Below are 22,709 nucleotides of genomic sequence, written 5' to 3' on the forward strand. Positions count from 1 at the left end.
CCGGGGCGTCGAGGACGGCGACAGTGACAGCAGCACCGGCACCCCGCGCCGCTCCGCCTCGGCGAACGCGTCGGGAGACCACTGCCACCAATCGACGGGGTTCTCGGCGTGTTGCTGGAGGTAGGGGGACGTGGCATCAGCCAGACGGTTCACCATGCGCGCAGGGTCTCAACCACCGCAACGCTGCGGGCCGCACCATGCGCAAGCGGCTTCGGACCGTAGTGGATGTGCCGGTGGGCCGGTTTCCCGTCAGCACCGGAGAACACCACGCACCCTGCGACCGAACAGTACGCTGGGCCCTGCAGCACCGGGCCCGTCGAGCCCCCGAGGAGGTACGCCGATGACCGCCGGGATGGTCGCTCCTGAGTGGATGCACCAGCAGATCACCGCGGACGAGTACGACTCCTGGTCCGCGGAACAGTGCGCGGGTGTCGAGATCGTGGACGGGATGGTCGTCGTGAGCCCGAGTGCCTCCAAGCGGCACAACCGCCTGGCCCGAATCCTGGCGAACGCCCTGGATGCAGCCGCCGGTCCGGACTGGAACGCCGACACGGCCTTCGACGTCCGGTTGCAGGACGTGCCCCTCACCAACCGGCGGCCCCACGTCGTGGTCTACCGGGCCGAGACCATCGACATCACACCCACCCGCCCGGAGCACGTTCTCCTGGTCGTCGAGGTCGTGTCACCGGGTTCGGAAACCACCGACCGCATCGTGAAGGTGGATCAGTACGCCCAGGCCGGCATCGCCTTCTACTGGCGGATCGAGCAGACCGCCAACGGCGTTCCCCTCGTCTACACCTACATCCTCGACCCTGCGAGCCGGTCCTACCGCGACGCCGAACTGTTCACCGGCACGATCCGGACCGCCGCTCCGTTCGCGGTCGAGATCGACCTCACCGCGATCTGACTCGCACTCAGGACATGTACACGGCCTGACTTCGGGCGAGGCTGCCAGCCGGTCCTCGGCCAGGCGTCCATCTCCCCGCACCACCACTCACCATGCGTTGTCGATTCCGGCACTCACTGGAAACGCCCCGGGCCAGAACCACCCGGCGGTACATCCGGTCACATGCTGGTGCGGCGGCGGGGGGCGGTGAGGTCGTCGAGGTGGCGCAGGGCCCGGTCGGGCAGGTGGACGGCGGCGGCCGCGATGTTCTCGCGCAGGTGGGCGACGGAGGAGGTGCCGGGGATGAGCAGGATGGCCGGGGAGCGGTGGAGCAGCCAGGCCAGTGCCGTCTGCCGGGCGGTGACGCCGAGGTCGGCGGCGACCCGGTCCAGGGCATCGGCCTGCAGGGAGCGGATGCCGCCCAACGGGTAGAACGGCACGTAGGCGATTCCCTGGCCGGCGCACCAGTCGACGAGCGCGTCGTCGTAGCGGGAGACCAGGTTGTAGTGGTTCTGCACGGCGGTCACGGGGGCGATCCGCTGAGCGGCCCGGACCTGTTCGGCGCTGACGTTGCTGACGCCGAGGTGCCGGATCAGGCCCTGCTCGCGGAGTTCGGCGAGCACGGTGAAGGGATCGACGATGTCGGCGGCCGCCCTGGACCTGGTCATCCGCAGGTTGACCAGGTCCAGCGCCGGCACGTCCAGGCGGCGGAGGTTGTCGTGGACGGCCTGGACGAGTTCGCGGCGCGACAGCGCGGCGGGCCAGCCGCGGTCGGGGGTGCGGCGGGCGCCGACCTTGGTGGCAATGTGCAGATGCTCGGGGTAGGGGTGCAGGGCTTCGCGGACGAGCTCGTTGACCAGGTGGGGGCCGTAGTAGTCGCTGGTGTCGATGTGCGTGATCCCCGCCTCGACGGCGGTGCGCAGGACGGCGAGCGCCTCGGCCCGGTCGTACGGCGGGCCCCAGGCGTTCGGGCCCGCCAGCCGCATCGTGCCGTAGCCGATCCGGGTGAGCTCCAGGCCGCCGATCTTCCAGGTGCCCGAGGCGGCAACGGTCATTGTCTCCGAGGTCATGTCGGAATGATCGCGGTGCAGTACGCTGGCCGCCACTGATTCGGCCACGGGTGAATCCTGGGGGGCGCCATGGTCGTTCTGGCGGAACTCGAGTTCTCGGCGAGCGATCTTGCGCAGGTGCGGTTCGCCATCTCGCCGATGTGGGAGGTCGGCCCCGGTCTCCGGCTGCTGCGCTCCGGTTCCGACCATCCCGTGCACCGGTCCTGGGTCGACCAGGTGCGGCCGCGCATGGCGGCCGTCGGCCTCGACCGGGGCTGGCTGGCCGAGTTGGTCCCGCCCAAGGGGTACGTGCCCGACTTCCTCAACCCGGCACCCGCGGGGCCGTCCCCCACACTGGCGGAGGAGCTGGCCGGAATCCTGGCCACACCGGCTGCCCGGGTGCGCATGGACCTCGACCACCTGCGGTACCACACCGGCGGCCTCAGCCCGCGGCTGCGCGCCCTGTACGCCGACCCGGAGGCCCGGCTGGCCCGGGTCACCGAGGAGATCGAGACGTACTGGGAGGTGGCGCTCGCCCCCTACTGGGCGCGGATCCAGGCCGTGCTCGACGCCGACGTCTTCCACCGGGCCCGGCAGGTCGCCGAGCACGGTACCGGCCATCTCTTCAACGACCTTCACCCTTCGGCCAGTTGGGGGGACAATGCGCTGCGGCTGGCCCGCCGGAAGCGGACTCTGAACCGGCAGACCGCAGGCACCGGGCTGCTGTTGATCCCCTCGGTCTTCACCGGCCCCGGCCTGCGTACCCGGATCGCCCTGCCCGAACCGCCCCAACTCGCCTACCCGGCACGCGGCATCGGTACGTTGTGGGAGCCGCGGCCGGTCACCGGGACCGCCGCCACCGCCGCTGTCCTCGGCCGCTCGCGGACCCTGCTGCTGACCGAACTGGAGACGCCTGCCTCCACCACCGAACTGGCCCTGCGCACCGGGCTCTCTCCCGCCGGGGTGTCCCAGCACCTGACCGCGCTGCGCGACGCGGGACTGGTCAGTGCGCATCGGGCCGGCCGCTCGGTGCTCTACGCCCGGACGTCCGTCGCCGACTCCCTTCTCGTCGCCGCCGGCGGCTCCGGCACAGCGCCCCCGGCCCGACCCCACCACCGCTGAGGAACCCGGCCGGGGAACCCCGGCTAAGCGGACCCGGTGCCGGGCCCGGTTCCCCGGCGGACCGCGTTGCGGAGCGCCACGCCCGGATCGACGGCCAGGTCGGTGTCCAGCGCGGTGGCGTTCTCGATGAGGCGTCGGCCCTGCACCATGTCGCGGGGCCGGTCCACGGTCAGGAGCGCCACCAGCCGGTCGCCGCTCAGCCAGAGCACCGCCCAGTCGGGGCCGTCGGGCGAGCCACGGAAGACCATCCGTTCCGCCGCCGGGTGGTGGCCGGCGTACTGGACCATCCGTCCGAACTGTTCCGACCAGAAGTACGGCACCGGGTCGTAGACCGCGTCCTGTCCGAGGAGCGACGAGGCCGCGACCGCCGGGGCGTTCAGGGCCGTGTCCCAGTGCTCGACCAGCAGCCGCCGTCCGTACCGGTCGGACCACCACGCGGCGCAGTCGCCCGCAGCGACCACTTCGGGCCGGGACGTACGCAGCGAGGCGTCGACGACGACGCCACGCCCGACGTCGAGCCCGGAGTCCGCCAGCCAGTCGGTCTCGGGCCGCACGCCGATGCCGGTCACCACCGCGTCGGCGGCCACGAACTCGCCGCCCACCAGGAGCAGTCCGCCGCGGTCCACCGAGGCGACCTTCACCCCGCATCGCAGTTCGACGCCGGCCTCGGCGTACCAGCGGGCGGTCAGCTCGCCGAGTTCCGGCCCGATCGCGCCGGCCAGCGGCGTGTCGGCGGCCTCCAACACCGTCACCCGGCATCCCTTCCCGGCGGCCACGGTCGCGACTTCGGCTCCGATCCAGCCGGCCCCGACGATCACCAGCCGGGCGCCCTCGCGGAGCGAGTCCCGCAGTCCGCGCACGTCGTCCACCGTCCGGACGACGTGCTGGGGCCCCTCGCCGGGCAGTCGGATCGGTGTCCCTCCGGTCGCCACGACCAGTCCGTCGAATTCCAGCGCCCCGGCCGTCGTCTCCAGGATGCCGCCGGGCCGGTCGCCGTGGAGCCGCAGCGCCTCGGCCCGCTCGCCGAGCCGCAGCGCGCAGCGCAGGTGCTCCCAGTCGGCGGGAAGGGCGGTGTCCGTGCTCTCTCCCGTCAGCACGGACTTCGACAACGGCGGCCTGTCGTACGGCTCGTGCACCTCCGCCCCGACGAGCGTCAGGTTGCCGGTGTAGCCCTGCGAGCGCAGCGCCTCGACCGCGCGCAGGCCGGCGAGCCCGCCGCCGACAACGATCACGCTCTCCATCTGCTCGTCCCCCGTCCTCCGTGCGGCCTCCGGCGGCCGGTACAGGCTTCACCGGAGCCGTGCTGTCCTGCGGCTGTCGTGCCGCGGCCCGACCGTCCGGCGGTCATCGGACCTCCAGGGCGTACATCATCGGGTGGAGCTTCGCGCAAGTCTCGGCGTACTCGGCCTCGGGGTCGGAGTCGGCCACCAGGCCGCAGCCCGCGTACAGCGAGGCGGAGTCGCCGTCGAGCAGTGCGGAGCGGATGGCGACGGCGAACTCTCCCCGGCCGGAGCGGTCTGCCCAGCCGACGACTCCCGCGTACCAGCTGCGGTCGATTCCTTCGTTCTCGGCGAGCCAGCTCAGCGCCTCCCTGCGCGGGTGGCCGCCGAGGGCCGGCGTCGGGTGGAGGCGGTCGACGAGGTCCAGGATTCCCGTCCCGGAGTCGTCCGCGAGCAGGCCGTGTACCTTCGTGGACAGGTGCTGGACGTTGGCGAGTTTGACCACGGCGGGCGGTGTCTCGGCGGCAACGTCGTGGCAGTGGTGTCGCAGCGCGTCGAGGAGCATCTGCACGACCACGTCGTGTTCGTGCTGGAGTTTGGGGCTCCCGAGGAGTTCCCGTTCGAGGGCGTCGTCCTGTTCCGGGGTGGCCCCGCGCGGTGTGGTGCCGGCCAGTCCCAGCACGTGCACCGTGCGGCCGTCGATCCGCACCAGGTACTCGGGGGTGGCGCCGAGGAAGGTGACGTCGCCGTGGTCGACCACGAAGAGCGTGGTGCCGGGGTTGGCGGCGCGGAGTCTGCCCACCACGGCCGGTACGTCGAACGGTGCGGACGCGGTGACGCGTAACTCGCGTGCCAGCACGACCTTTTCGAAGTCCCCGTCACGGATCCGGCCGGTGGCGTCGCGGACCAGCTGCTTCCAGTCGTCGGCAGCCGGGATCTCGGTTCCGGTGACGGTACCGAGATCGGTGCCGGTGCGGGCGGCGGTTCGCGGGGCCGGCCGCGGTACGCCGTCGGCCGCCCCGAGGAGGCACCGGTCGGCGAGTCCGGCGAGTTCCGCGGCCACCTGTTCGGGGTCGCTGTCGGCCGACAGCGCCGCGTTGAGGGTCAGTTCGGCCGGTCCGGTCCGGTCCGCGGCGCCGGGGTCGGCCACCCGGCTGCGGAGTTGCAGCGCGGGCACCCACATCAGGGCGTCGGGCAGCCGTCCCTGCTGGGGGCCGGTGTCGGGGCTGAAGGCGAAGCCGCCGATCGCCAGCGGCCCGTCACCGGCGGGCAGCGACGCGACCGCCGTGCCGCCGGTCACCGCGTCCCGCGCCAGTGACGTCCAGGCCTCCCCGACCGACTCCACCCGGGTCTCGCCGTGTCCCCGCAGGTCGTGGGCCGTCCCGACACCGACCACGGCACCGTGGTCCCACGCGGACTGCCAGAGCAAGGACCGCCGGGTCTCGCGCCGGCCCCGGCCCCAGACCGTCAGGGGATCGGCCGGGGCGACCGGTTTGGCCCAACTGGCGAGTACCGGTCGCCCGCTCCGGCGGGCCCGGTCGAGGGCGCTTCGGCAGGTGGCGAGCAGACTCGCCCGGTCGGACGCGTCGAGGACGCCGCCGGTCAGTTCCCAGGAGTCCGGGAAGACGGTGGTGGTCACTCAGTACACCCCTTCCACGGCCTTCTCACCGTCGTTCGCCGTGAGGGGCTGGATGTCGGCCAGGCCGTCCTGGGGGTACGCCTCAGTGGGGGCGATGCGGAGCACGGAGTCGCGCTCCAGCGTCCAGGGCAGCAGCAGGTCCCGGGAGACCAGGCTGACCTTCGCCTGTCCGCGCTCGCCGTAGCCGACGGACGCGTCGGTGTTCTCGGGGTCCACCACCGTCACCCGGCTGAACGGGTGGAAGGGCACGAACACGCAGCGCTGCTCGTCCTGTTCGAGCCTGGGGCGCTGCGGGGCGATGCCCATCATCGTGTTGCCGTACAGGCCGACCACGGCGGCCTGCGGGAAGAGCTCCTCCTCGAAGACGTGGAGTGTCTCGGGGCTCACGCTTGTACCCGCCCAGATGATGCCGCGCACCTTCCGCTGGACGAGGTCGAGCAGCTTCTCGTCGGCGGCCAGCGCCTCCAGCACCGGCGGGGTGGCGAAGAGCACCGAGACCGGCTGGGTGGCCAGCACGTCGTGGGCCTGCGCCAGGATGTGCTTCACGTAGCGGCCCGCCTCCTCACCGCGGCCCTGCTTCACGCTGCTCTTCACCCAGCGCGGGTCGAAGTCGATGTAGTGGCAGAACGTGCCGCGCAGTTGGGCCAGCAGCCCGACGGAGCGGCCGACGATGTGCGGCCCGGTGGGGCCGATGTGCAGCCAGTGGCCGTCGCCCTCGCCGGGGAAGCCGTGCTGGGCGAGGACGTCGCTGACCCACAGGACGCCGTTGCGCCGTGACCGCGACTCCACGATGCGCTTGGGCCGCCCGGTGGTGCCGCCGCTGTCGAAGACCTGGAAGTCCCAGCCCTCCCGACCGATCCCCGCCGGCACCAGGGCGTCGACGGGGATGTCCCGCCACTCCTCGCTGACGTCCGGGAAACGGGCGAGGTCCTCCCAGGTGTGGATGTCGGTCAGCGGGTCGAAGTCCAGCTCGGCAGCGCGCTTCACCCAGTAGGGGGAGCCGGTCGCCGGGGAGAAGTGCCACCGCATGGCGGCGTGGATGAAGTCCTCCGGCGCGAGGCCGGCGTGGAAGGGCTCCGCAGTGTTGTCCAGCATGTTCTGTCTCCGAGGGGCGTAGTCGGGTCAGACCGAGGAGAGCGAGTGCGAGCGGACCTGCGCCAAGGTCCGGCCGACGGCCTCGACGACGGGGGTGAGTTGGTCCATCAAGGAGGAGAACTGCTCCCCGCTGAGCGCCTGGGCCCCGTCGCACAGCGCGGTCCGCGCGTCGGCGTGCACGTCGACGATGAGGCCGTCCGCACCGCAGGCGGCCGCGGCCAGGGACATCGGCGCCACCAGGTGGGGCTGTCCGGTGCTGTGGCTGGGGTCGACGATCACCGGCAGGTGGGTGAGCCGCTTCGCCTCGGCGACGGCGCTGAGGTCGAGGGTGAACCGGGTGCTGCGGTCGTAGCTGCGGATGCCGCGCTCGCAGAGGACCACCCGGCTGTTCCCCACGTGCATCAGGTACTCGGCCGCCAGCAGCCATTCCTCGATCGTGGCGGACATGCCGCGCTTGAGCAGGACGGGCCGCCCAGAGGCACCGGCCTCGCGCAGCAGCTCGAAGTTCTGCATGTTGCGGGTGCCGATCTGGAGCATGTCGCTCTCCTCGGCGACGAACTCCACGTCCTTCGGGGTCACCACCTCGGTGACCACCGGCAGGCCGGTGCGCTTGCGCTGCTCCGCGAGGAGGGTCAGCCCGGCCAGTCCCAGACCCTGGAAGCTGTAGGGCGAGGTTCGGGGCTTGAACGCGCCGCCCCGCAGCATGACCGCGCCGCTCGCGACCACCGCGTCCACAGCGGCGTTCATCTGCGGTCGGCTCTCGACGGCGCAGGGGCCGGCGATCACGACGAACTCCGGACCACCGAAGACCGTCTCGCCGGCCGGGCCCACCTCTACGCGGGAGTTCTCCGCCCGGAAGGCCCTGCTGGTGAGGCGCTGTGCACCCTGGACGACGATGACGCGCTCGACGGACGGAAGCTCGTCGACGGCGGAGACGACAGCCGGCGCGACGGTTCCCTCGACAATGATCATCGAGGAATTCATCACCACACAGGAATTCGGATTCAATCCATACCCACGGAGGATTTCCGCTACGGAATCCATCTCTTCGCGGGTGGCGTGCGGACTCAGTACCACAATCACGGCTTAGCGCCTTCCCATGGATTTAATTGTGACTTTTTTGCCCGATTGCCAACAGGCTAGCCCGCACCCCTTTGACATGGCAAGGGATTTCTGCCACGGCATCATCACACACATTTCACACAAGCACCCCATTGGGTTTTTTTCCGCAAACCGGTCCACACCCCCGGAACCGGACAACCCCCGCAGAGAGTGACAGACCGTCAGAAACGCGCAACCCTTTGCCAGAACTTGACGGATCGTCAACTCTGGCTGTTCACATGGGACTTATCCGTGCCACCTAGGCCCCACCAGCCCCGCATGACGCTCAGGATTGCCCTGTCCGCAGCCGCGTTCCGTGTGGTACAACTCGACTCGCGGAGGCCTCATCGGCCCGCGGGACTTCCGTTGTCCGTCACAAACGGAAGATGTAATTTCCCTGCCACATTGGCTCGCATCGAGCGTGCTACCGTCCCGACGCCGCCCTCCTTTCCGAAGGGCGGTTCTTTTGCTGGTCCAACTGAGGAGCAGGCCGTGAAGATGATCGACATCAGTCAGGGCTGGCACGAGGGGATGCCCTCGTACGACGCGCCCTGGTACCCCAAGTTCGGAATCCGCCGTGCGATGACCCCCGAGACGGACCCGGCCGGCGGCGGCCGGACATTCTCCGATCTGCATCTTTTCCCGCACAACGGCACCCACGTGGAGTCCGGATACCACTTCTTCGAGGACCGCGAGAAGATCGACGAGGTCCCGCTGGAGACGTTCGTCGGCCGCGCATGCATCGCGGACCTCTCCCACAAGGGCGACCTCGACCCGGTCACCGGCGAGGACCTGGAGAAGGCGCTGCGCGACGTGTGGCAGCCCGGAGACCGCCTGCTGATCCGCACCGACCACCCGAACCGCTACCTGGGCCGGGACGACTACTGGGACCGGCCGCCGTACCTCACCGTGGACTCCGCGGACTGGATGGTGGACAACGGCGCCGTCCTGGTCGGCATGGACTGCATCACCGAGCGTCCCGACGACCGCAGCGGTCAGGTACACCGCCGCCTGCTCTCCGCCGGCATCCCGATCCTGGAGAACATCCAGAACCTCGACCAGGTGACCAACCGGGTCGCCCAGCTGATGGCCCTGCCGATCCGGATCGCCGGCGTCGAGGCCGCGCCGGCCCGCGCCGTGGTCTTCGACGGCTGGCAGTTCTGACCCACGTCCCAACGGTCCCGCGCAGGTGACGGTCGGCTCCGGACCGGTGGCCCACCGGCCCGACCTGCGCGACGTGGTGGTCCGGTGGCCGGTCCGCAGTGCGCGGTCCGGCGTCCCGCCGTCCGGGCGGGAGCCCGCCCGGCTCCCGCCCCTTGGGCCGGCACAGCAAGTCCACCGATCCCCAAGTCCGTTCGGCACCAGAGGAGTTGATCTGAATGCTGTCCATACCCGTCTTCCGTGGCGGAGAAGAGCGGACTTCGCAGGACACCCGGACGCTGCACGGCGTCGACGGCACCCCGCTCGCCACGGTCCACGAAGCACCCGCCCTGGTGACCCGGATGGCCGTGAAGGCCATGCGCACGGCACCGGCCATGTCCACGGACGAGCGACTGGCGGTGCTCGCCGCGGCGGGCCGACTGTTCGCCGAGGCCACCCTCGGCGGTCTGACGCCCGACGCCTACTGCCACGCCCAGGCCCTGGCCTCGGGCGTCCCGATCGGCGTGGCCCGTCAGTCCCTGAACCGCGTCGGCGACGACTGCGGCCGGCTCGGCGAGGTCGTCGCCCGGCAGGCGCCGGCCGGCGCCGGCCGGACCGCCCGCTGGATGCGCCGCGGTTCGGTCCTCGGCGTGGTGGCCCCCAGCAACCACCCGGCGACCCAGGGTGCCTGGCTGCAGGCCGTCGCCATGGGCTACCGGGTCGCCGTCCGGCCCGGAACCCGCGATCCGTTCACCCCGCTCCGGCTGGCGCTGGCGCTCACCGAAGCCGGCCTGGGCGCCGGGTGGATCAGCGTGCTCCCGGGGCCGCACGCGGCCGCGGACGCCCTGGTCGACGCGTCCGACCTGGCCCTGGTGTACGGCAGCGAGGACACCGTCGCCCGGCTGCGGGGCAACGACCGGGTGCTGGTCCGCGGCCCGGGCCGCAGCAAGATCCTGGTCGACCGGCCGGTGGACGACGAGCTCCTGGACCACCTCGTGGCCGAGATCGCCTCGGACGGCGGCGTGCGGTGCACCAACACCACCGCCGTCCTCTGCTCGGGCGACCACCGGGCGCTGGCCGAGGCCCTGGCGGAACGGCTCGCGCAGCTGCCGGCCCACCCGGTCACCGACGACGCCGCCGTCCTGCCGGTACGTCCCCGGAAGGAGGCGGAAGGCCTCCGGGCGGCCCTGGACCGGAGCGCCGGGGGAGCCGCCGACCTGGTGCAGAAGTTCCACGGCGACGGTCCGCTCGCCGAGGTCGGCCAGAGCGCCGTGGCGATGCGGCCCGCCGTGATCTGCGTCGACAGTTCCACGCATCCGGGGCTGGGCACCGAACTGCCCTTCCCCTGCGTATGGGTGGCGCCCTGGCGCCGCGAGGAGGGCATCGGCCCGCTGGACAACTCGCTGGCGCTGACCCTGCTGACGGACCACGCCCCGTTGGTCGCCGAAGCACTGGATACCCCCGGCATCCGCACGGTCCTGCACGGCGCCGTCCCGGGCTGGTGGAAGGACCCGTTCCTGCCCCACGACGGGTACCTCGGGCAGTTCCTCCAGGAGGCCCGCGGCTTCGCCGCCGCCTGACCGCGCCACCGCACCGACCCGCCCCTGACACGAACGGATTTTGAGGAAACCGAGATGGCTTCTGCCTGCCCCGACATCCCCCTCGTCGTTCTCCCGGCCGACAACGTGGTGCACTGCCGCACCCGTCCGACCGCGCCGGTGGCGGCCGCGCTCACTGCGGCGATCGACGCACTGACCCACCTCCGCGCCCAGCTGCAGGACCCGAACGGGGCCGGCGACTCCGTCAAGGAGGCGATGGACGCGGCGGTGGCCCGGTCCGGGGAGCTCGCCGCCGAGGCGGCGGTCCCGACGATGGACACCGCGCCGCTGGTGCCGATCGTGCCCAACCACGAGTACTTCGGGGTGCGGACCGCGGACATCGACGACGCGTACCGCGTCTCGGAGATCACCACCGTCATCGCCCGGACCCTGGTGGACCTGCGGGGCGCGCGGCTGGACCTGAACGACCAGGCCTCCGAGGTGCGGGCGATGATCCTGATCCTCCGGGGACTGGACCCGCAGGAGGGCCCGTTCGCCGAGGCCCGCCCGGCGGGCGAGGCGCTGCTGCGGGTCGGCGCCGACGAGCTGTCCCGCTGGGTCGTCACCCACCACTTCTACTTCGTGCTCAACCTCGCGGCGGCGGCCGCCGTCTCCCGGGCCGTCGCCGCGCTGGCGGACGCCGACCGGGACGCCGCGACGGCGGCCTTCCAGGAGGCGGCGGTCCTGGTGCGCGGTTTCACCGCGGCCATGATCCACTCCGGTGACATGTCGGCGGCCTGCTACGACGCGAAGGTCCGGCCGACGATGGCGCCCCCCGCCGTGCCGGCCGCGCTCACCGGCCGGACGCAGCCGGAGCACAAGGCCTTCCGCAAGGCGATACGCAAGCTCGTCGCCGCCTCTCCCGAGCCGTTCGCCAAGCTGGCCGCCACCGGCCCCGAACTGGCGGTCGCGCGCGACTCCGTGCTCGACGCCGACCTGCTCGACATCGAGCGCCACATCGTCATCACCGCGGCACTGGTCGGCGACGACTCGTCGATCATCCAGGGCGACGAGTCCGCCGAGAGCGCCATTGCGATCCTGCGCACGATGCGTCACACCCGAGCGATGGCCTACTACGGCCTGATGCGGTTCGGCGACAACGTGGAGATCGCCGGCGCATGACCACCAGGCCTGTTCACTCACGCGGCTCTGCCGCACGTCCGGAATGACGGTGGAATGACAATGAGTTCCGACACGACTCGTCGCACGGTGGTCATCGTCGACGCCTTCGCGAGCGCACGCTGCCTCGCTCCGCTGTTCCGCGCGCGCGGCATCGACTGCGTGCACCTGCAGAGCACGCCGACGATTCCCGATGTCTACGCGGCGAGTTTCCATCCCGACGATTTCGTCGCCAACATCGTGCACGACGGAGATGTCGCCGCGACGGCCGCGTCCGTCGCCGAGCACGCGCCGATCGGACTGCTGCCGGGCATCGAGCGCGCGGTCATGCTCGCCGACGACCTGAGCGAGCGGCTCGGCCTGCCGACCAACGGGACGGCGCTCAGCCTCACCCGGCGCGACAAGTTCGAGATGATCGAGACGGTCCGGCGGGCCGGCGTCCCGGGCACCGAGCAGCTGCTCGCCGCCGACCTGGACACCCTGCTCGACTGGTACGCGAAGAACCCCGGCCGCATCGTCCTCAAGCCGGTGAGCAGCGCCGGCAACGACGGCATCTACTTCTGCGACACCGCGGACGAGGTCCGCGCGGCGTTCGGCAAGCTGCTCGGTGCCCGCAGCGTACTGGGCCAGGAGAACCGGGCGGTGCTGGCGCAGGAGTACCTCGTCGGCAACGAGTACATCGTCAACACCGTGAGCCTGCACGGCCGGCACCACGTGACCGACATCTGGAAGATGCACCACCTCCACGCGAACGGCGTGCGCGACCTGCCCGCCGGCGCGGAGTTGATGCCCCGTCACGGTGTCGAGCAGGAGGCCCTGGTCGAACACACCCTGCTGGTCCTGGATGCCCTGGGCATCCAGAACGGGCCCGCGCACTCCGAGCTCAAGCTGACCCCGAAGGGGGCCCGCCTGGTCGAGACCGGCGCGCGGGTCTGCGGCGCGGACGTCCACGTGCCGGCCGATGCCGCGATCGGCGAGAGCCAACTGGACTGGACCGTCGACGCCTACGCCGACCCGGAGCGGTTCGCGGCCCGGTGGGACGCCGACTACGTGCTGAACAAGCACGCCCGGATCGTCAACATGGTCTCGCCCGTCGAGGGCACCCTCGCCGACTACCCCAAGCTGGCGGAGCTCCAGGAGCTGGAGAGCTTCCACGACGCCGTGTTCCGGGTCCGTCCCGGTCAGGCAATCAGCCGCTCCGTCGACGACTGGACCTTCCCGCTGCGGGTGTTCCTGGCACACGAGACGGAGGCGTCCGTCGCCCGCGACTGCTTGTCGGCGCACTACCTGGACGGCCCCGGGTTCTACGACGTCTCGTAGCGCCACCCCGGAGCGCTTCCCTCGGAGAGTTGAGAGTAAATGTCGTTTCTGCGCCCCTCCTTCAAGGGGGAACGTGCCCTGGTCGCCGGCATCGCCATCGACGCGACCGGGTCAGGCATGTACGTCCCCTTCAATCTGATCTTCTTCATGCACGTCACGGGCCTGCCGCTGTCGTCGATCGGCCTGGTGCTCACCGTCACCAGCCTGATCGCGATGGCGGCGCTGCCGCTGGGCGGGGCCGCCGTGGACCGGTTCGGCGCGCTGAAGGTCATGATCTTCCTGTACCTGGTCCGCGCCCTCGGCTTCGCCTGCTACCCGCTCGCGCACAACCTGCCCGTGTTCGCGGTGCTCGCGCTGATCACCGCTGCAGGCACCCGGGCCGCGCCCTCCACGCTGCAGGCCCGGTTCGCCGAACTCCTCGGGGGCACCGACCGGGACCGGATGCAGGCCCTGTCGCGGAGCCTGGGCAACGCCGGACTCGGCGCGGGAACACTGATCGCCTCGCTGCTCCTCGGCGTCGCGGGCAACACCGGCTACCTCGCCGCGGCCTGGCTGAACGCCGGGTCCTTCGTCGTCGCGGCGGTGCTGGCCACCCGTACCCCGGTCAGCCCGCTGGCCGAACGCAACCGGGCCAGCCGGAAGGGCGGCTACCGGCTGCTCGCCAAGGACCGGCCGTTCCTCACCCTCACGCTCTCCAACCTGCTGCTGGCCATCGGCTACACCTCCCTGACGGTGCTGCTCCCGCTGTACGCGGTCGGCTGGCTGCACGTGCCCCAGGGGATGATCGGCAGCGCGTTCGTCGTCAACACCACGATCTGCGCGTTCCTCGGCGTCCCGATCGCCGCGCTCGCCCGGCGCCGCTTCCGCACCCGTACCCGCACCGGAGTGGTCGGGGCGGCGATGTTCGCGGTCGCCTTCGTCGGCCAGATCGTCCTGGGGACGGTCCGGCCGCACAACACCGCCGTGGTGATGGCGGCCCTGATCGCCTGTGTGGTGGTCGCCACCTTCGCGGAGCTCGTCCACAGCCCGGCCTCGGGCACCCTCGCCCAGGCCGCGGCACCCGCCGAGCTGCGCGGCCGGTACCTGGCCGCGTACCAGTCCTCCTGGGCGCTGGCCTACGCCCTGACGCCCAGTCTGTTCACCGTGCTGGTCGGCATGGACGGTCGGCTGCCCTGGCTGGTGATCACCGTCACGGCGGTCCTCGGCGGGGCCCTGCTGTGGATCACCGAGCGCTCACTGTCGGCCGACGCCGTCCACTACGAGCCGCCCGTTCCCACCGCAGACGCGTCCGCGGCAGTGCCGGCCGGTTGACGGCCGGACCGGGCGCGGACGCCTGCGGGCCGGCGACCTGCCGGCCCGCGACTTCCACGCCCACGGCTCCCACGACTCCCACGACGACAAGGAGGACTCCCATGGACCGCGAGTCACTGGCAACGGAATATCTGAACAGGGTGACCGAGAACGGCGCCAAGGCCCCCGAGTTGGTGGGGAGGCTGCCGGAGTCGGAGATGCTCCAGGCGTTCTACAAGGGCACGTTCCTCTCCCGCCCGGTGTTCCTGGGCCACGCCGAACAGGTCCGGGCCTTCGGCGACGTGTCCAACGTCCTGGGGGCGTTGAACAGCCTGCCCGACAAGCTTTTCGGCGGTGACTTCGCCGCGTTCGCACGCGCGGCGGGCCTGACCGAGAGCCAGGTCTCCGCCGCGGTGCGCGGCCGGGGGACCTCGATGACGCGTCAGGCGCGGGCCGACCTGTACGTGCAGGACGGCGTGTTCAAGCTCCTGGAGCTGAACATCGGCAGCTCGATCGGCGGCATGGACAACGCCGACATCTGCCGCGGCATGCTGGAGCACCCGCTGCTCGCCCGGTTCGCCGCCGACCGCGACCTGGGCTACGTGGACACCCTGCGCGAACAGGTGAACAACGTCCTGGTGGAGTGCGGGTTCGAACCGGGCGACCGTCCGGTGGTCGCGCTGACCGACTGGCCGGCCAACTTCGAGAACGAGATCGCCTACATGCGGCAGCTCTGCGCCCGCTGGGCGGAGATCGGTCTGGAGGCCCACCCCTGCCACATCGGGCAGTTGGAGGTCCGCGACGGCCAGGTCTGGCTGGACGACAAGCCGGTCGACATCGTCTTCCGCACCTTCGCGATCTCCCAGATCCTGGACGCCCCCGAGCTGCTGGACCCGGTTCTCGGCGCGGCGGACCGCGGCGAGGTCAAGATCTTCACGCCACTCGACACCGCCGCGTACTCCAGCAAGGGCGCTCTCGCGATGCTCTCCGACGAGGAGAACCGCGGGGTGTTCAGCAGCGCCGAGCTGGAGAGCATCGACCGCCTGCTGCCGTGGACCCGGATGGTCCGCGCCGGCCGGGTGACGCTGGAGAACGGCGAGAGCGTCGACCTCGTCGACTACGCCCTCGAGAACCGGCACGAACTCGTCCTCAAGCCGACGTCGCTGTACGGCAACCGGGGCGTCGTGCTCGGCTGGAGCCCGGAGGTCACCGCGCAGGAGTGGCGCGAGCAGCTCGACTCGGCGCTCGACGCGCCCTACGTGGTGCAGCGCAGGGTCCGGCCCACCGCGGAACTGTTCCCGGACGAGAACGGCGAACTGCACCCCTGGAACGTGCTGTGGGGGATGTTCTCCGTGGTCAACGGGTACGGCGGCGCCAACGCCCGGGCCACCCGCGCGGAGCTCGGCGACGTCGTCATGAACCGCGCGCACGGCATCCACTCGGGTCCGGCGCTGTACGAGCTGTCCGAGCCGGGTGCCTGAGGCACCGGACCGACCGCCGGGCCGGCGGCGTCCTGGACGCCGCCGGCCCGGCGCCCTCCCCCTGGTTGGATCAGAAGAAAGCAGTCACAGATGCCCGACGAGGCCCCCGCCGTGCCGGTACCCCGCTTTCGCTCGGTCCTCGACCGGATCGTCGGCTACCGGCCCAGCAAGGCGATGCCCTCGCTGACCGGCCCGACGTACCAGCTGGCGGCCAACGAGTCCCCGTACGGGCCGCCCGCCGCGGTACTGGAGGCGATCGGCCGGGAGGCACTGCGGATCAACCGCTACCCGGACAACGGCTGCGCCGGCCTCATCGCCGAGATCTCCGCACGGTTCGGCGTCCCCGAGGACGGCGTCGCCGTCGGCTGCGGCTCGGTCGGCGTCGCCCAGATGCTGATGGCGGCGGTCGCCGAGCCGGGAAGCGAAGTCCTCTACGCCTGGCGCTCGTTCGAGGCCTACCCCATCCTGACCAGGCTCTCCGGCGCCACCTCCGTCGAGACGCCGCTGCGGGACGGGGTGCACGACCTCGACGCGATGGCCGAGGCGATCACGGACCGGACCCGGCTCGTCTTCGTGTGCAACCCGAACAACCCCACCGGGACCGTCGTGGGCGAGGCCGAACTCGCGGCGTTCCTCGACCGGGTGCCCGCCGACTGCCTGGTGGTCCTCGACGAGGCCTACCGCGAGTACGTCCGCGACCCCGGATCGCCCGACGGCCTGCGGATCGCCGCCGGGCGCCCGAACGTGGTGGTCCTGCGTACCTTCTCCAAGGCGTACGGCCTGGCCGCGCTCCGGGTCGGCTTCATGGTCGGGCACCCGGTGGTGGCCGGGGCGATCCGCAAGACGTACCTGCCGTTCAGCGTGAACGGCATTGCCCAGGCCGCCGCGATCGCCGCGATCGGCGCGGAGCCCGAGCTGCTGGCCCGGGTGGACACCACGGTCGGGGAACGCGAGCGCCTCCGGGCCGCCCTGGCCGCCCGGGGGTGGACCGTCACGCCGAGCCAGGCCAACTTCCTCTGGCTGCCGCTCGGGGAGCGGGCCGCCGCCTTCGGCGAGCACTGCGGGCGGGCCGGGGTGCTGGTGCGGGCGTTCGCCGGCGACGGGGTCCGCGTGTCCGTGGGCTCCGCGGCCGAGAACGACGCTTTCCTGACGGCCGCCGCCTCCTTCGGGCCATGATGCGGAAAACAGACGACGAGGAGTTCGGTCATGGCATACAGAGGACAGGTAGTCCGCTCGGAATGGGTCTCCCCGCACCTGATCCGGGTCGTGCTGGGCGGCGAGGGGCTCCGTGAGTTCCGCGCCGGAACCTTCACCGACCACTACATCAAGCTGCACTTCCCACGGCCGGGCGTGAGCTACCCGGACCTGCTGGACATCGCCGGCATCCGCAAGAAGATGCCGCGGGACCAGTGGCCGCTGACCCGGACGTACACCGTGCGGAGCTGGGACCCGGAGACCGGGGAGATCGCGGTCGACTTCGTGCACCACGGCGACAGCGGCGTGGCCGGTCCGTGGGCGGCGGCGGCGAAGCCCGGTGACGAGCTGGTCTTCTCCGGGCCGGGCGGCGGGTTCGCACCCGACCCCGAGGCCGACTGGCACCTGCTGGCCGGCGACGAGAGCGCGCTGCCCGCGATCGCGGCGGCCCTGGAAGCCATGCCCGCCGGCGCGCAGGTCAAGGCCTTCGTCGAGGTGAGCGGCCCCGAGGAGGAGCTGATCATCAAGTCGGCGGCCCGCTTCGACCTCAGCTGGCTGCACCGCGGCTCGCGGGCGGTCGGCGACGCGCTGGTCGAGGCCGTCACCTCGCTGGACTTCCCGGACGGCGCGGCCCGGGTCTTTGTCCACGGCGAGGCCCACTTCGTCAAGACGCTCCGCCGCCACCTGCGCCTCGACCGCGGGCTGCCGCGCGAGGCGCTCTCCGTCACGGGGTACTGGCGGCTGGGCGCGGACGAGGACGACTGGCAGCGGACCAAGGGCGAGTGGAACCGCGACGTCGAGCCCGCCACCGAGCCGTCCGGTCCGGCCGCCTGACTGCGGCGCGCCCGGCCCGGCCGCACGCCTTCGCACAGAGCTCCGATCCTTTCGACTCCAGGGGATGAACCGATGCTTGCTGCCGTCTACCACGGGCGACGTGATGTCCGGATCCAGGAGTGGCCCGACCCTCCGGCTCCCGGCGCGAAGGAGCTCCAGCTGGAGATCGAACGGGCCAGTATCTGCGGCACCGACGTGGAGGAGTTCGTCTCGGGCCCGCACCTGATCCCGATCGACGCGCCACATCCGGCGAGCGGCCACGTCGGCCCGCTCGTGCTCGGCCACGAGATGGTCGGACGGGTGGTGGCAGTGGGATCGGAGGTCACCGGATTCACCATCGGGGACGTGGTCGTGCCGGGTTCCGGCGTCTCCTGCGGGACGTGCCAGTGGTGCCGGGCCGGCCGGACCAACCTCTGCGCGAGCTACTTCACGCTCGGGCTGCACGCGGACGGCGGCCTGGCCGAGCGGGTGAACGTGCCCGCGCGGATCAGCCGCTCCGTCGGCGCCTGCCCGGTGGACGTGGCGATCATGGCCCAGCCGCTCGCCGTGGCCCTGCACGCGGTGCGCGGCACCGGGGCGGAGCCGGGCGCGAGCGTCGCGGTGATCGGCCTGGGCGGGATCGGTTCGCTGGCGGTGGCCGCCTTCACCGCGCGCGGCATCGACACGATCGCCGTCGACATCTCCCCCGGCCGTCTGGAGACCGCGGGGCGGAGCGGGGCCTCCCTCCTCATCGACGCGTCCCGGGAGGACGCCGTCGCCGCGATCCGGCGTGCCACCGGAGGCATCGGCGCCGACATCGTCCTGGAGACCGCGGGCACCCCCAAGAGCCTGGAGACCGCGATGAAGGCGGTCAGCCGCGGTGGGCACATCCGCCTGGTCGGCCTGCACCGCGACCCGTCACCCTTGAACCTGACCCGGCTGGTCCTCGACGAGATCCAGCTGTCGACCTCGAAGGTGCACATCTGCGACCAGGACCTGCCCGAGGCGCTGGCCATGCTCCACGACCACCCACAGATCGCCGCCACGTCGATCGGCGCGGTCATCGACCTCGCGGACGTCGTACCGGACGGCCTGGTACGGATGGCCGACGGGAAGGCGACCGGCAAGATCGTTGTCAAGTTCTGAGCACCCCGGGTGGGGTGGACCCGGGGCTCAGTCGTCCTTCGGGTCGGGCTGTTCGGTGAAGTCGATCTTCTTGAAGCGGGCGTTCATCGACTTCAGGAGGAACCAGGTGGCGATGCCGAGCGCGGCGAAGACGACGAAGCCGAGCAGGCCGGGGGTGACCTTGGTTTCGTCGAGGGCGAGATCGGCGGCGAGCTGGGTGACGTTCACGGGGGTGCTCATTCATCCATGGTGACCCGGCCCTACGCGGGCCGGGTCACCGGGGGGTGGTACGGGATTATTTGCGGAGGCCTGCGAAGAGGTCGGACTCCGGGAGGTCGGTGTCGATCAGGGACTTCGCGAGTTCGTAGTCCTCGGTGGGCCAGACGTCCCGCTGGATGTCGATCGGGACGCGGAACCAGGGGCCGTCGGGGTCGATCTGGGTGGCGTGGGCGATCAGCGCCTTGTCGCGGACCTCGAAGTACTCGCCGCACTCGACCTGGGTGGTGATCTCCCGCTCGGCGCGCCCGGACTTCTCCCAGCCCTCGATCCACTCGCCGTAGGGCGAGTCGTGGCCGTGCTCGGTGAGGTAGGCGTGCAGGGCGCGGATCCGGCCCATCGGGAAGCCGTGGTTGTAGTACAGCTTCAGCGGCTGCCAGGGCTCGCCGGTCTCCGGGTAGGCCTCCGGGTCCGCGGCGGCGTCGAAGGCCGCCATGGTGATCTTGTGGGTCATGATGTGGTCGGGGTGCGGGTAGCCGCCGTTCTCGTCGTACGTGGTGATCACGTGCGGGCGGAACTCGCGGATCAGCTTGACCAGGGCGCCCGCGGCCACGTCCACGTCCACGAGGGCGAAGCAGCCCTCGGGCAGCGGGGGCAGCGGGTCGCCCTCGGGAAGGCCGGAGTCGACGTAGCCGAGCCACGCCTGCTGGACGCCGAGGATCTCCCGGGCGGCGTCCATCTCCTTGCGGCGCACTTCGTGAATGTTCTCCTCGACCCACGGGTCGCCCTGCAGCTTGGGGTTGAGGATCGACCCCCGCTCGCCCCCGGTGCAGGTGGCGACGAGGACCTCCACCCCCTGGGCCACGTACATCGCCATGGTGGCGGCGCCCTTGCTGGACTCGTCGTCCGGGTGCGCGTGTACCGCCATCAACCGCAACTGCTCGCTCAACGCCTGGGTATCCCTTCCAGGTACAGGTATGTCCGCTTCGTCGGGCCGGCTCCCCCGCCGCCTGTGGCGCGGACGTGCCCCTCCTATAGTGACGGACTGGAGGGCGCGTCCATTCCCGCGGACGGCCGAACGTTCCTCCGCGAAAGGACCGAGCCGCACCATGGACCAGAGCCCTACGCCCCAGCCGCCCCTGGCGCCCCCCGCGGGCCGCTACAGCCGTTCCGACGACCGGACGACCGACCGCCGGCTGCGGATCGCCGGCGCGCTGTTCGGCGCGCTGCTGGTGGGCGTGATCGCCTGGCTCGGCTCCTCCTACCTGCTGCGCGAGACGAAGCTGAACGGTACGGTGCCGACTTTCCAGACGGTGTCCGACAGCGAGGTGCAGCTGCAGCTGTCGGTGCGCAAGGGCGAGGGCGTCTCGGGCGTGTGCACCGTCCGCTCGCAGGGCACGGACGGCGCGGTGGTCGGCCAGTCCGACTTCCAGGTGCCGGCCGGGGGCACCACCTACGACAAGGTCGTGACGCTGCGCACCACCGCCCGCGGCTCCACCGCCGAACTGCTGGGCTGCACCCCCGACAAGACGTAACCCCCGCCGAAACCCCGTCCGGTCCCGCTCGGTCCCCGCCCGGTTCCTGTTCGGTCCCCGCCGAGGGCCTTTGCTCCGCTCACCCTTTCGAGCGCATAGTCGAAGGAGCGGCACGCCCTCGACGCCCACAGCCCTTCCCGCCCGCGCGAAGAACTTGTTAGGCTCGTGATTTCGCCCCTTCCCTGCCGAACGGCACGGAAGCGGGCGTTGCTTTGCATCTGCCCAGAAAATCGACCCACTGCTGCCGAACCACCCTCACAGCAGCGCCAGCACCGACGAGGAGCACCCTGTGACCCAGACCAACGATGACGTGACCTGGCTCACTCAGGACCACTACAACAAGCTCAAGGCCGAGCTTGACCACCTGACCGGGCCCTGGCGCATCGAGATCGCCCAGAAGATCGAGGCGGCGCGCGAGGAGGGCGACCTCAAGGAGAACGCCGGCTACCACGCGGCCAAGGACGAGCAGGGCAAGACCGAGGCGCGCATCCGCCAGCTGTCCCAGCTGCTGGAGCGGGCGAAGGTCGGCGAGGCTCCGGCCGACTCCGGCGTGGTGGCCCCCGGCATGCTGGTGAAGGTGGCCTTCGACGGCGACCTGGACGACACCATGGAGTTCCTGCTGGCCTCCCGCGAGGTCACCGACGGCGACATCGACGTGTACTCGCCGCAGTCCCCGCTGGGCCGCGCGATCATCGGCAGGTCGGTCGGCGAGGACGCGCAGTACGAGCTGCCGAACGGCAAGAAGGCCGGCGTGAAGATCGTCGAGGCCAAGCCGTTCTCCGGCTGACCGCGAGCTGACGACGGACGGCCGCTCCCCCGGGTGGGGGGAGCGGCCGTCCGGCCGTTTCCGGGTGGGCCCGGCGGCCCGCCGCCGCAGAAGGCCTCGGCCCGCTGCGGGGAGGGCCTCAGCCCGCCGCGCGCCGGTACTTGCGCACCGACAGCCAGGAGAACACCACCGTGATCAGCACCGACCAGCCGATCGACACCACCACGGCGTGCTGCATCGGCCAGACGTCGGGGGCGGGGCCGATCTGGTTGCCGAACAGGCTGCGGCAGGCCTGCACGGTGGCGGAGAACGGGTTCCAGTAGGCGATCGGCTGCAGCCAGCCCGGCATCGAGCCGATCGGCACGAAGGCGTTCGAGATGAACGTCAGCGGGAACAGCCAGATCAGCCCGGCCGAGGTGGCGGCCTCGGGGCTGCGCACGGACAGGCCGATCAGCGCGCCGATCCAGGAGAACGCGTAGCCGAGCAGCAGCAGCAGGCCGAACGCGCCGAGCGCCTTCAGGAAGCCGTCGTGGATCCGCCAGCCGACCAGCAGCGCGACCAGTGCCAGCACGACCACGGTGATCGCGGTCTGCACCAGGTCGGCGAGGGTGCGGCCGGTGAGCACCGCGGCGCGGGACATCGGCAGCGAGCGGAACCGGTCGACCAGGCCCTTGGTCATGTCCTCCGCGATGCCGGCCGAGGCGCCGGCCACCGCGAAGGTGACGGTCTGGGCGAAGATGCCGGCCATCAGGTACTGGATGTACACGTCGTGGTTGGGCGCGGCGCCGGGGATGGCGATCGCGCCGCCCATCACGAACGAGAACAGCAGCACGAACATGATCGGCTGCATGAGCCCAAAGACGACAATTTCGGGAATCCGGGTCATTCTGCGCAAATTGCGCTTTGCGACGACCCAGGAGTCGTGCAGCATGGCGACGGCGCCGTGCCGGGGGGTGACGGGGACGGGGCCGATCGCCGCGTCGGGCAGTGCGGTGGCCAT

General features: G+C 71.4%; 21 protein-coding genes and 1 pseudogene. 13 read left to right on the forward strand and 9 right to left on the reverse strand.

Features of this window, described 5'->3' with window-relative positions:
• Positions 1 to 9: 9 nt before the first annotated feature.
• Positions 10 to 156, reverse strand: a pseudogene (locus AMK19_RS12600) (DUF255 domain-containing protein); the annotation flags it as partial.
• A 184-nt stretch (positions 157 to 340) separates the two neighbouring features.
• Here AMK19_RS12600 and AMK19_RS12605 point away from each other — a divergent pair.
• Positions 341 to 907, forward strand: coding sequence for a Uma2 family endonuclease (locus AMK19_RS12605; protein ID WP_073811111.1), 567 nt, complete (start codon positions 341 to 343; stop codon positions 905 to 907).
• 158 nt (positions 908 to 1,065) lie between these two features.
• Here the strand turns inward: AMK19_RS12605 and AMK19_RS12610 are convergent, their stop codons facing one another.
• Positions 1,066 to 1,956, reverse strand: a complete 891-nt coding sequence (locus AMK19_RS12610; RefSeq protein WP_083646794.1) for an oxidoreductase — start codon at positions 1,954 to 1,956, stop codon at positions 1,066 to 1,068.
• Between the two features lie 69 nt (positions 1,957 to 2,025).
• On the opposite strand from AMK19_RS12610, the gene AMK19_RS12615 reads away from it, so the two are divergent.
• Positions 2,026 to 3,057 (forward strand): ArsR/SmtB family transcription factor, encoded by a 1,032-nt coding sequence (locus AMK19_RS12615; protein WP_073811115.1) that lies wholly within the window; start codon positions 2,026 to 2,028, stop codon positions 3,055 to 3,057.
• A 23-nt stretch (positions 3,058 to 3,080) separates the two neighbouring features.
• Here the strand turns inward: AMK19_RS12615 and AMK19_RS12620 are convergent, their stop codons facing one another.
• The 4 genes from AMK19_RS12620 to aroF all read right to left on the reverse strand — a co-directional run bounded on the left by AMK19_RS12620 (position 3,081) and on the right by aroF (position 8,094).
• Positions 3,081 to 4,298, reverse strand: coding sequence for an NAD(P)/FAD-dependent oxidoreductase (locus tag AMK19_RS12620; RefSeq protein WP_073811116.1), 1,218 nt, complete (start codon positions 4,296 to 4,298; stop codon positions 3,081 to 3,083).
• A 103-nt stretch (positions 4,299 to 4,401) separates the two neighbouring features.
• On the reverse strand, positions 4,402 to 5,916 hold the full coding sequence (locus AMK19_RS12625) for an isochorismate synthase (RefSeq protein WP_241844382.1): 1,515 nt from the start codon (positions 5,914 to 5,916) through the stop codon (positions 4,402 to 4,404).
• Positions 5,917 to 7,011, reverse strand: a complete 1,095-nt coding sequence (locus AMK19_RS12630; protein ID WP_073811118.1) for an AMP-binding protein — start codon at positions 7,009 to 7,011, stop codon at positions 5,917 to 5,919.
• Positions 7,012 to 7,038: 27 nt separating this feature from the next.
• A complete protein-coding gene (aroF, locus tag AMK19_RS12635) occupies positions 7,039 to 8,094 on the reverse strand; it encodes a 3-deoxy-7-phosphoheptulonate synthase (RefSeq protein WP_073811119.1) in 1,056 nt (351 codons plus the stop codon).
• 516 nt (positions 8,095 to 8,610) lie between these two features.
• Here aroF and AMK19_RS12640 point away from each other — a divergent pair.
• The 9 genes from AMK19_RS12640 to AMK19_RS12680 all read left to right on the forward strand — a co-directional run bounded on the left by AMK19_RS12640 (position 8,611) and on the right by AMK19_RS12680 (position 19,213).
• Entirely contained in the window at positions 8,611 to 9,276 is a 666-nt protein-coding gene (locus tag AMK19_RS12640) for a cyclase family protein (RefSeq protein WP_241844405.1), read from the forward strand.
• Positions 9,277 to 9,491: 215 nt separating this feature from the next.
• Complete coding sequence (locus AMK19_RS12645) at positions 9,492 to 10,832, forward strand: aldehyde dehydrogenase family protein (RefSeq protein WP_073811122.1); 1,341 nt, start codon at positions 9,492 to 9,494, stop codon at positions 10,830 to 10,832.
• Positions 10,833 to 10,886: 54 nt separating this feature from the next.
• On the forward strand, positions 10,887 to 11,972 hold the full coding sequence (locus AMK19_RS12650) for a hypothetical protein (protein ID WP_073811124.1): 1,086 nt from the start codon (positions 10,887 to 10,889) through the stop codon (positions 11,970 to 11,972).
• 60 nt (positions 11,973 to 12,032) lie between these two features.
• Positions 12,033 to 13,289 carry an ATP-grasp domain-containing protein gene (locus AMK19_RS12655; protein ID WP_241844384.1) on the forward strand — a complete coding sequence of 419 codons (1,257 nt, stop codon included), beginning with the start codon at positions 12,033 to 12,035 and terminating at the stop codon, positions 13,287 to 13,289.
• A gap of 39 nt (positions 13,290 to 13,328) precedes the next feature.
• Positions 13,329 to 14,600 carry an MFS transporter gene (locus tag AMK19_RS12660; RefSeq protein WP_073811127.1) on the forward strand — a complete coding sequence of 424 codons (1,272 nt, stop codon included), beginning with the start codon at positions 13,329 to 13,331 and terminating at the stop codon, positions 14,598 to 14,600.
• A gap of 101 nt (positions 14,601 to 14,701) precedes the next feature.
• The gene (locus tag AMK19_RS12665) at positions 14,702 to 16,060 is read left to right on the forward strand and encodes a hypothetical protein (protein ID WP_073811128.1); all 1,359 of its coding nucleotides are present in this window, start codon (positions 14,702 to 14,704) and stop codon (positions 16,058 to 16,060) included.
• A 90-nt stretch (positions 16,061 to 16,150) separates the two neighbouring features.
• Complete coding sequence (gene hisC / locus AMK19_RS12670) at positions 16,151 to 17,236, forward strand: histidinol-phosphate transaminase (protein ID WP_073811130.1); 1,086 nt, start codon at positions 16,151 to 16,153, stop codon at positions 17,234 to 17,236.
• 30 nt (positions 17,237 to 17,266) lie between these two features.
• Positions 17,267 to 18,088, forward strand: coding sequence for a siderophore-interacting protein (locus AMK19_RS12675; RefSeq protein WP_073811131.1), 822 nt, complete (start codon positions 17,267 to 17,269; stop codon positions 18,086 to 18,088).
• 72 nt (positions 18,089 to 18,160) lie between these two features.
• On the forward strand, positions 18,161 to 19,213 hold the full coding sequence (locus AMK19_RS12680; protein WP_073811133.1) for a zinc-binding dehydrogenase: 1,053 nt from the start codon (positions 18,161 to 18,163) through the stop codon (positions 19,211 to 19,213).
• A 27-nt stretch (positions 19,214 to 19,240) separates the two neighbouring features.
• Here AMK19_RS12680 and AMK19_RS12685 read toward each other — a convergent pair whose 3' ends face one another.
• Both AMK19_RS12685 and mca read right to left on the reverse strand, forming a co-directional pair.
• On the reverse strand, positions 19,241 to 19,432 hold the full coding sequence (locus AMK19_RS12685) for a hypothetical protein (RefSeq protein WP_051653339.1): 192 nt from the start codon (positions 19,430 to 19,432) through the stop codon (positions 19,241 to 19,243).
• A 55-nt stretch (positions 19,433 to 19,487) separates the two neighbouring features.
• The gene (gene mca / locus AMK19_RS12690) at positions 19,488 to 20,357 is read right to left on the reverse strand and encodes a mycothiol conjugate amidase Mca (RefSeq protein WP_073811135.1); all 870 of its coding nucleotides are present in this window, start codon (positions 20,355 to 20,357) and stop codon (positions 19,488 to 19,490) included.
• Between the two features lie 160 nt (positions 20,358 to 20,517).
• Here mca and AMK19_RS12695 point away from each other — a divergent pair, with 160 nt between their 5' ends.
• Entirely contained in the window at positions 20,518 to 20,943 is a 426-nt protein-coding gene (locus AMK19_RS12695) for a DUF4307 domain-containing protein (protein ID WP_073811136.1), read from the forward strand.
• Positions 20,944 to 21,232: 289 nt separating this feature from the next.
• Positions 21,233 to 21,730, forward strand: a complete 498-nt coding sequence (gene greA, locus AMK19_RS12700) for a transcription elongation factor GreA (RefSeq protein WP_073811138.1) — start codon at positions 21,233 to 21,235, stop codon at positions 21,728 to 21,730.
• A gap of 118 nt (positions 21,731 to 21,848) precedes the next feature.
• Here the strand turns inward: greA and AMK19_RS12705 are convergent, their stop codons facing one another.
• Positions 21,849 to 22,709 carry an ABC transporter permease gene (locus tag AMK19_RS12705; RefSeq protein ID WP_073811139.1) on the reverse strand — a complete coding sequence of 287 codons (861 nt, stop codon included), beginning with the start codon at positions 22,707 to 22,709 and terminating at the stop codon, positions 21,849 to 21,851.

It is taken from the genome of Kitasatospora sp. CB01950 (genome assembly GCF_001905465.1).
Lineage (GTDB): Bacteria > Actinomycetota > Actinomycetes > Streptomycetales > Streptomycetaceae > Kitasatospora.

Bases quoted from the DNA above. Each gene is read 5' to 3' on its own strand.
- AMK19_RS12605 (WP_073811111.1), top strand. From the start codon at position 341: ATGACCGCCGGGATGGTCGCTCCTGAGTGGATGCACCAGCAGATCACC.
- AMK19_RS12610 (WP_083646794.1), bottom strand. From the start codon at position 1,956: ATGACCTCGGAGACAATGACCGTTGCCGCCTCGGGCACCTGGAAGATC.
- AMK19_RS12615 (WP_073811115.1), top strand. From the start codon at position 2,026: ATGGTCGTTCTGGCGGAACTCGAGTTCTCGGCGAGCGATCTTGCGCAG.
- AMK19_RS12620 (WP_073811116.1), bottom strand. From the start codon at position 4,298: ATGGAGAGCGTGATCGTTGTCGGCGGCGGGCTCGCCGGCCTGCGCGCG.
- AMK19_RS12630 (WP_073811118.1), bottom strand. From the start codon at position 7,011: ATGCTGGACAACACTGCGGAGCCCTTCCACGCCGGCCTCGCGCCGGAG.
- AMK19_RS12640 (WP_241844405.1), top strand. From the start codon at position 8,611: ATGATCGACATCAGTCAGGGCTGGCACGAGGGGATGCCCTCGTACGAC.
- AMK19_RS12645 (WP_073811122.1), top strand. From the start codon at position 9,492: ATGCTGTCCATACCCGTCTTCCGTGGCGGAGAAGAGCGGACTTCGCAG.
- AMK19_RS12650 (WP_073811124.1), top strand. From the start codon at position 10,887: ATGGCTTCTGCCTGCCCCGACATCCCCCTCGTCGTTCTCCCGGCCGAC.
- AMK19_RS12655 (WP_241844384.1), top strand. From the start codon at position 12,033: ATGAGTTCCGACACGACTCGTCGCACGGTGGTCATCGTCGACGCCTTC.
- AMK19_RS12660 (WP_073811127.1), top strand. From the start codon at position 13,329: ATGTCGTTTCTGCGCCCCTCCTTCAAGGGGGAACGTGCCCTGGTCGCC.
- AMK19_RS12665 (WP_073811128.1), top strand. From the start codon at position 14,702: ATGGACCGCGAGTCACTGGCAACGGAATATCTGAACAGGGTGACCGAG.
- hisC (WP_073811130.1), top strand. From the start codon at position 16,151: ATGCCCGACGAGGCCCCCGCCGTGCCGGTACCCCGCTTTCGCTCGGTC.
- AMK19_RS12675 (WP_073811131.1), top strand. From the start codon at position 17,267: ATGGCATACAGAGGACAGGTAGTCCGCTCGGAATGGGTCTCCCCGCAC.
- AMK19_RS12680 (WP_073811133.1), top strand. From the start codon at position 18,161: ATGCTTGCTGCCGTCTACCACGGGCGACGTGATGTCCGGATCCAGGAG.
- AMK19_RS12685 (WP_051653339.1), bottom strand. From the start codon at position 19,432: ATGAGCACCCCCGTGAACGTCACCCAGCTCGCCGCCGATCTCGCCCTC.
- AMK19_RS12695 (WP_073811136.1), top strand. From the start codon at position 20,518: ATGGACCAGAGCCCTACGCCCCAGCCGCCCCTGGCGCCCCCCGCGGGC.
- AMK19_RS12705 (WP_073811139.1), bottom strand. From the start codon at position 22,709: ATGGCCACCGCACTGCCCGACGCGGCGATCGGCCCCGTCCCCGTCACC.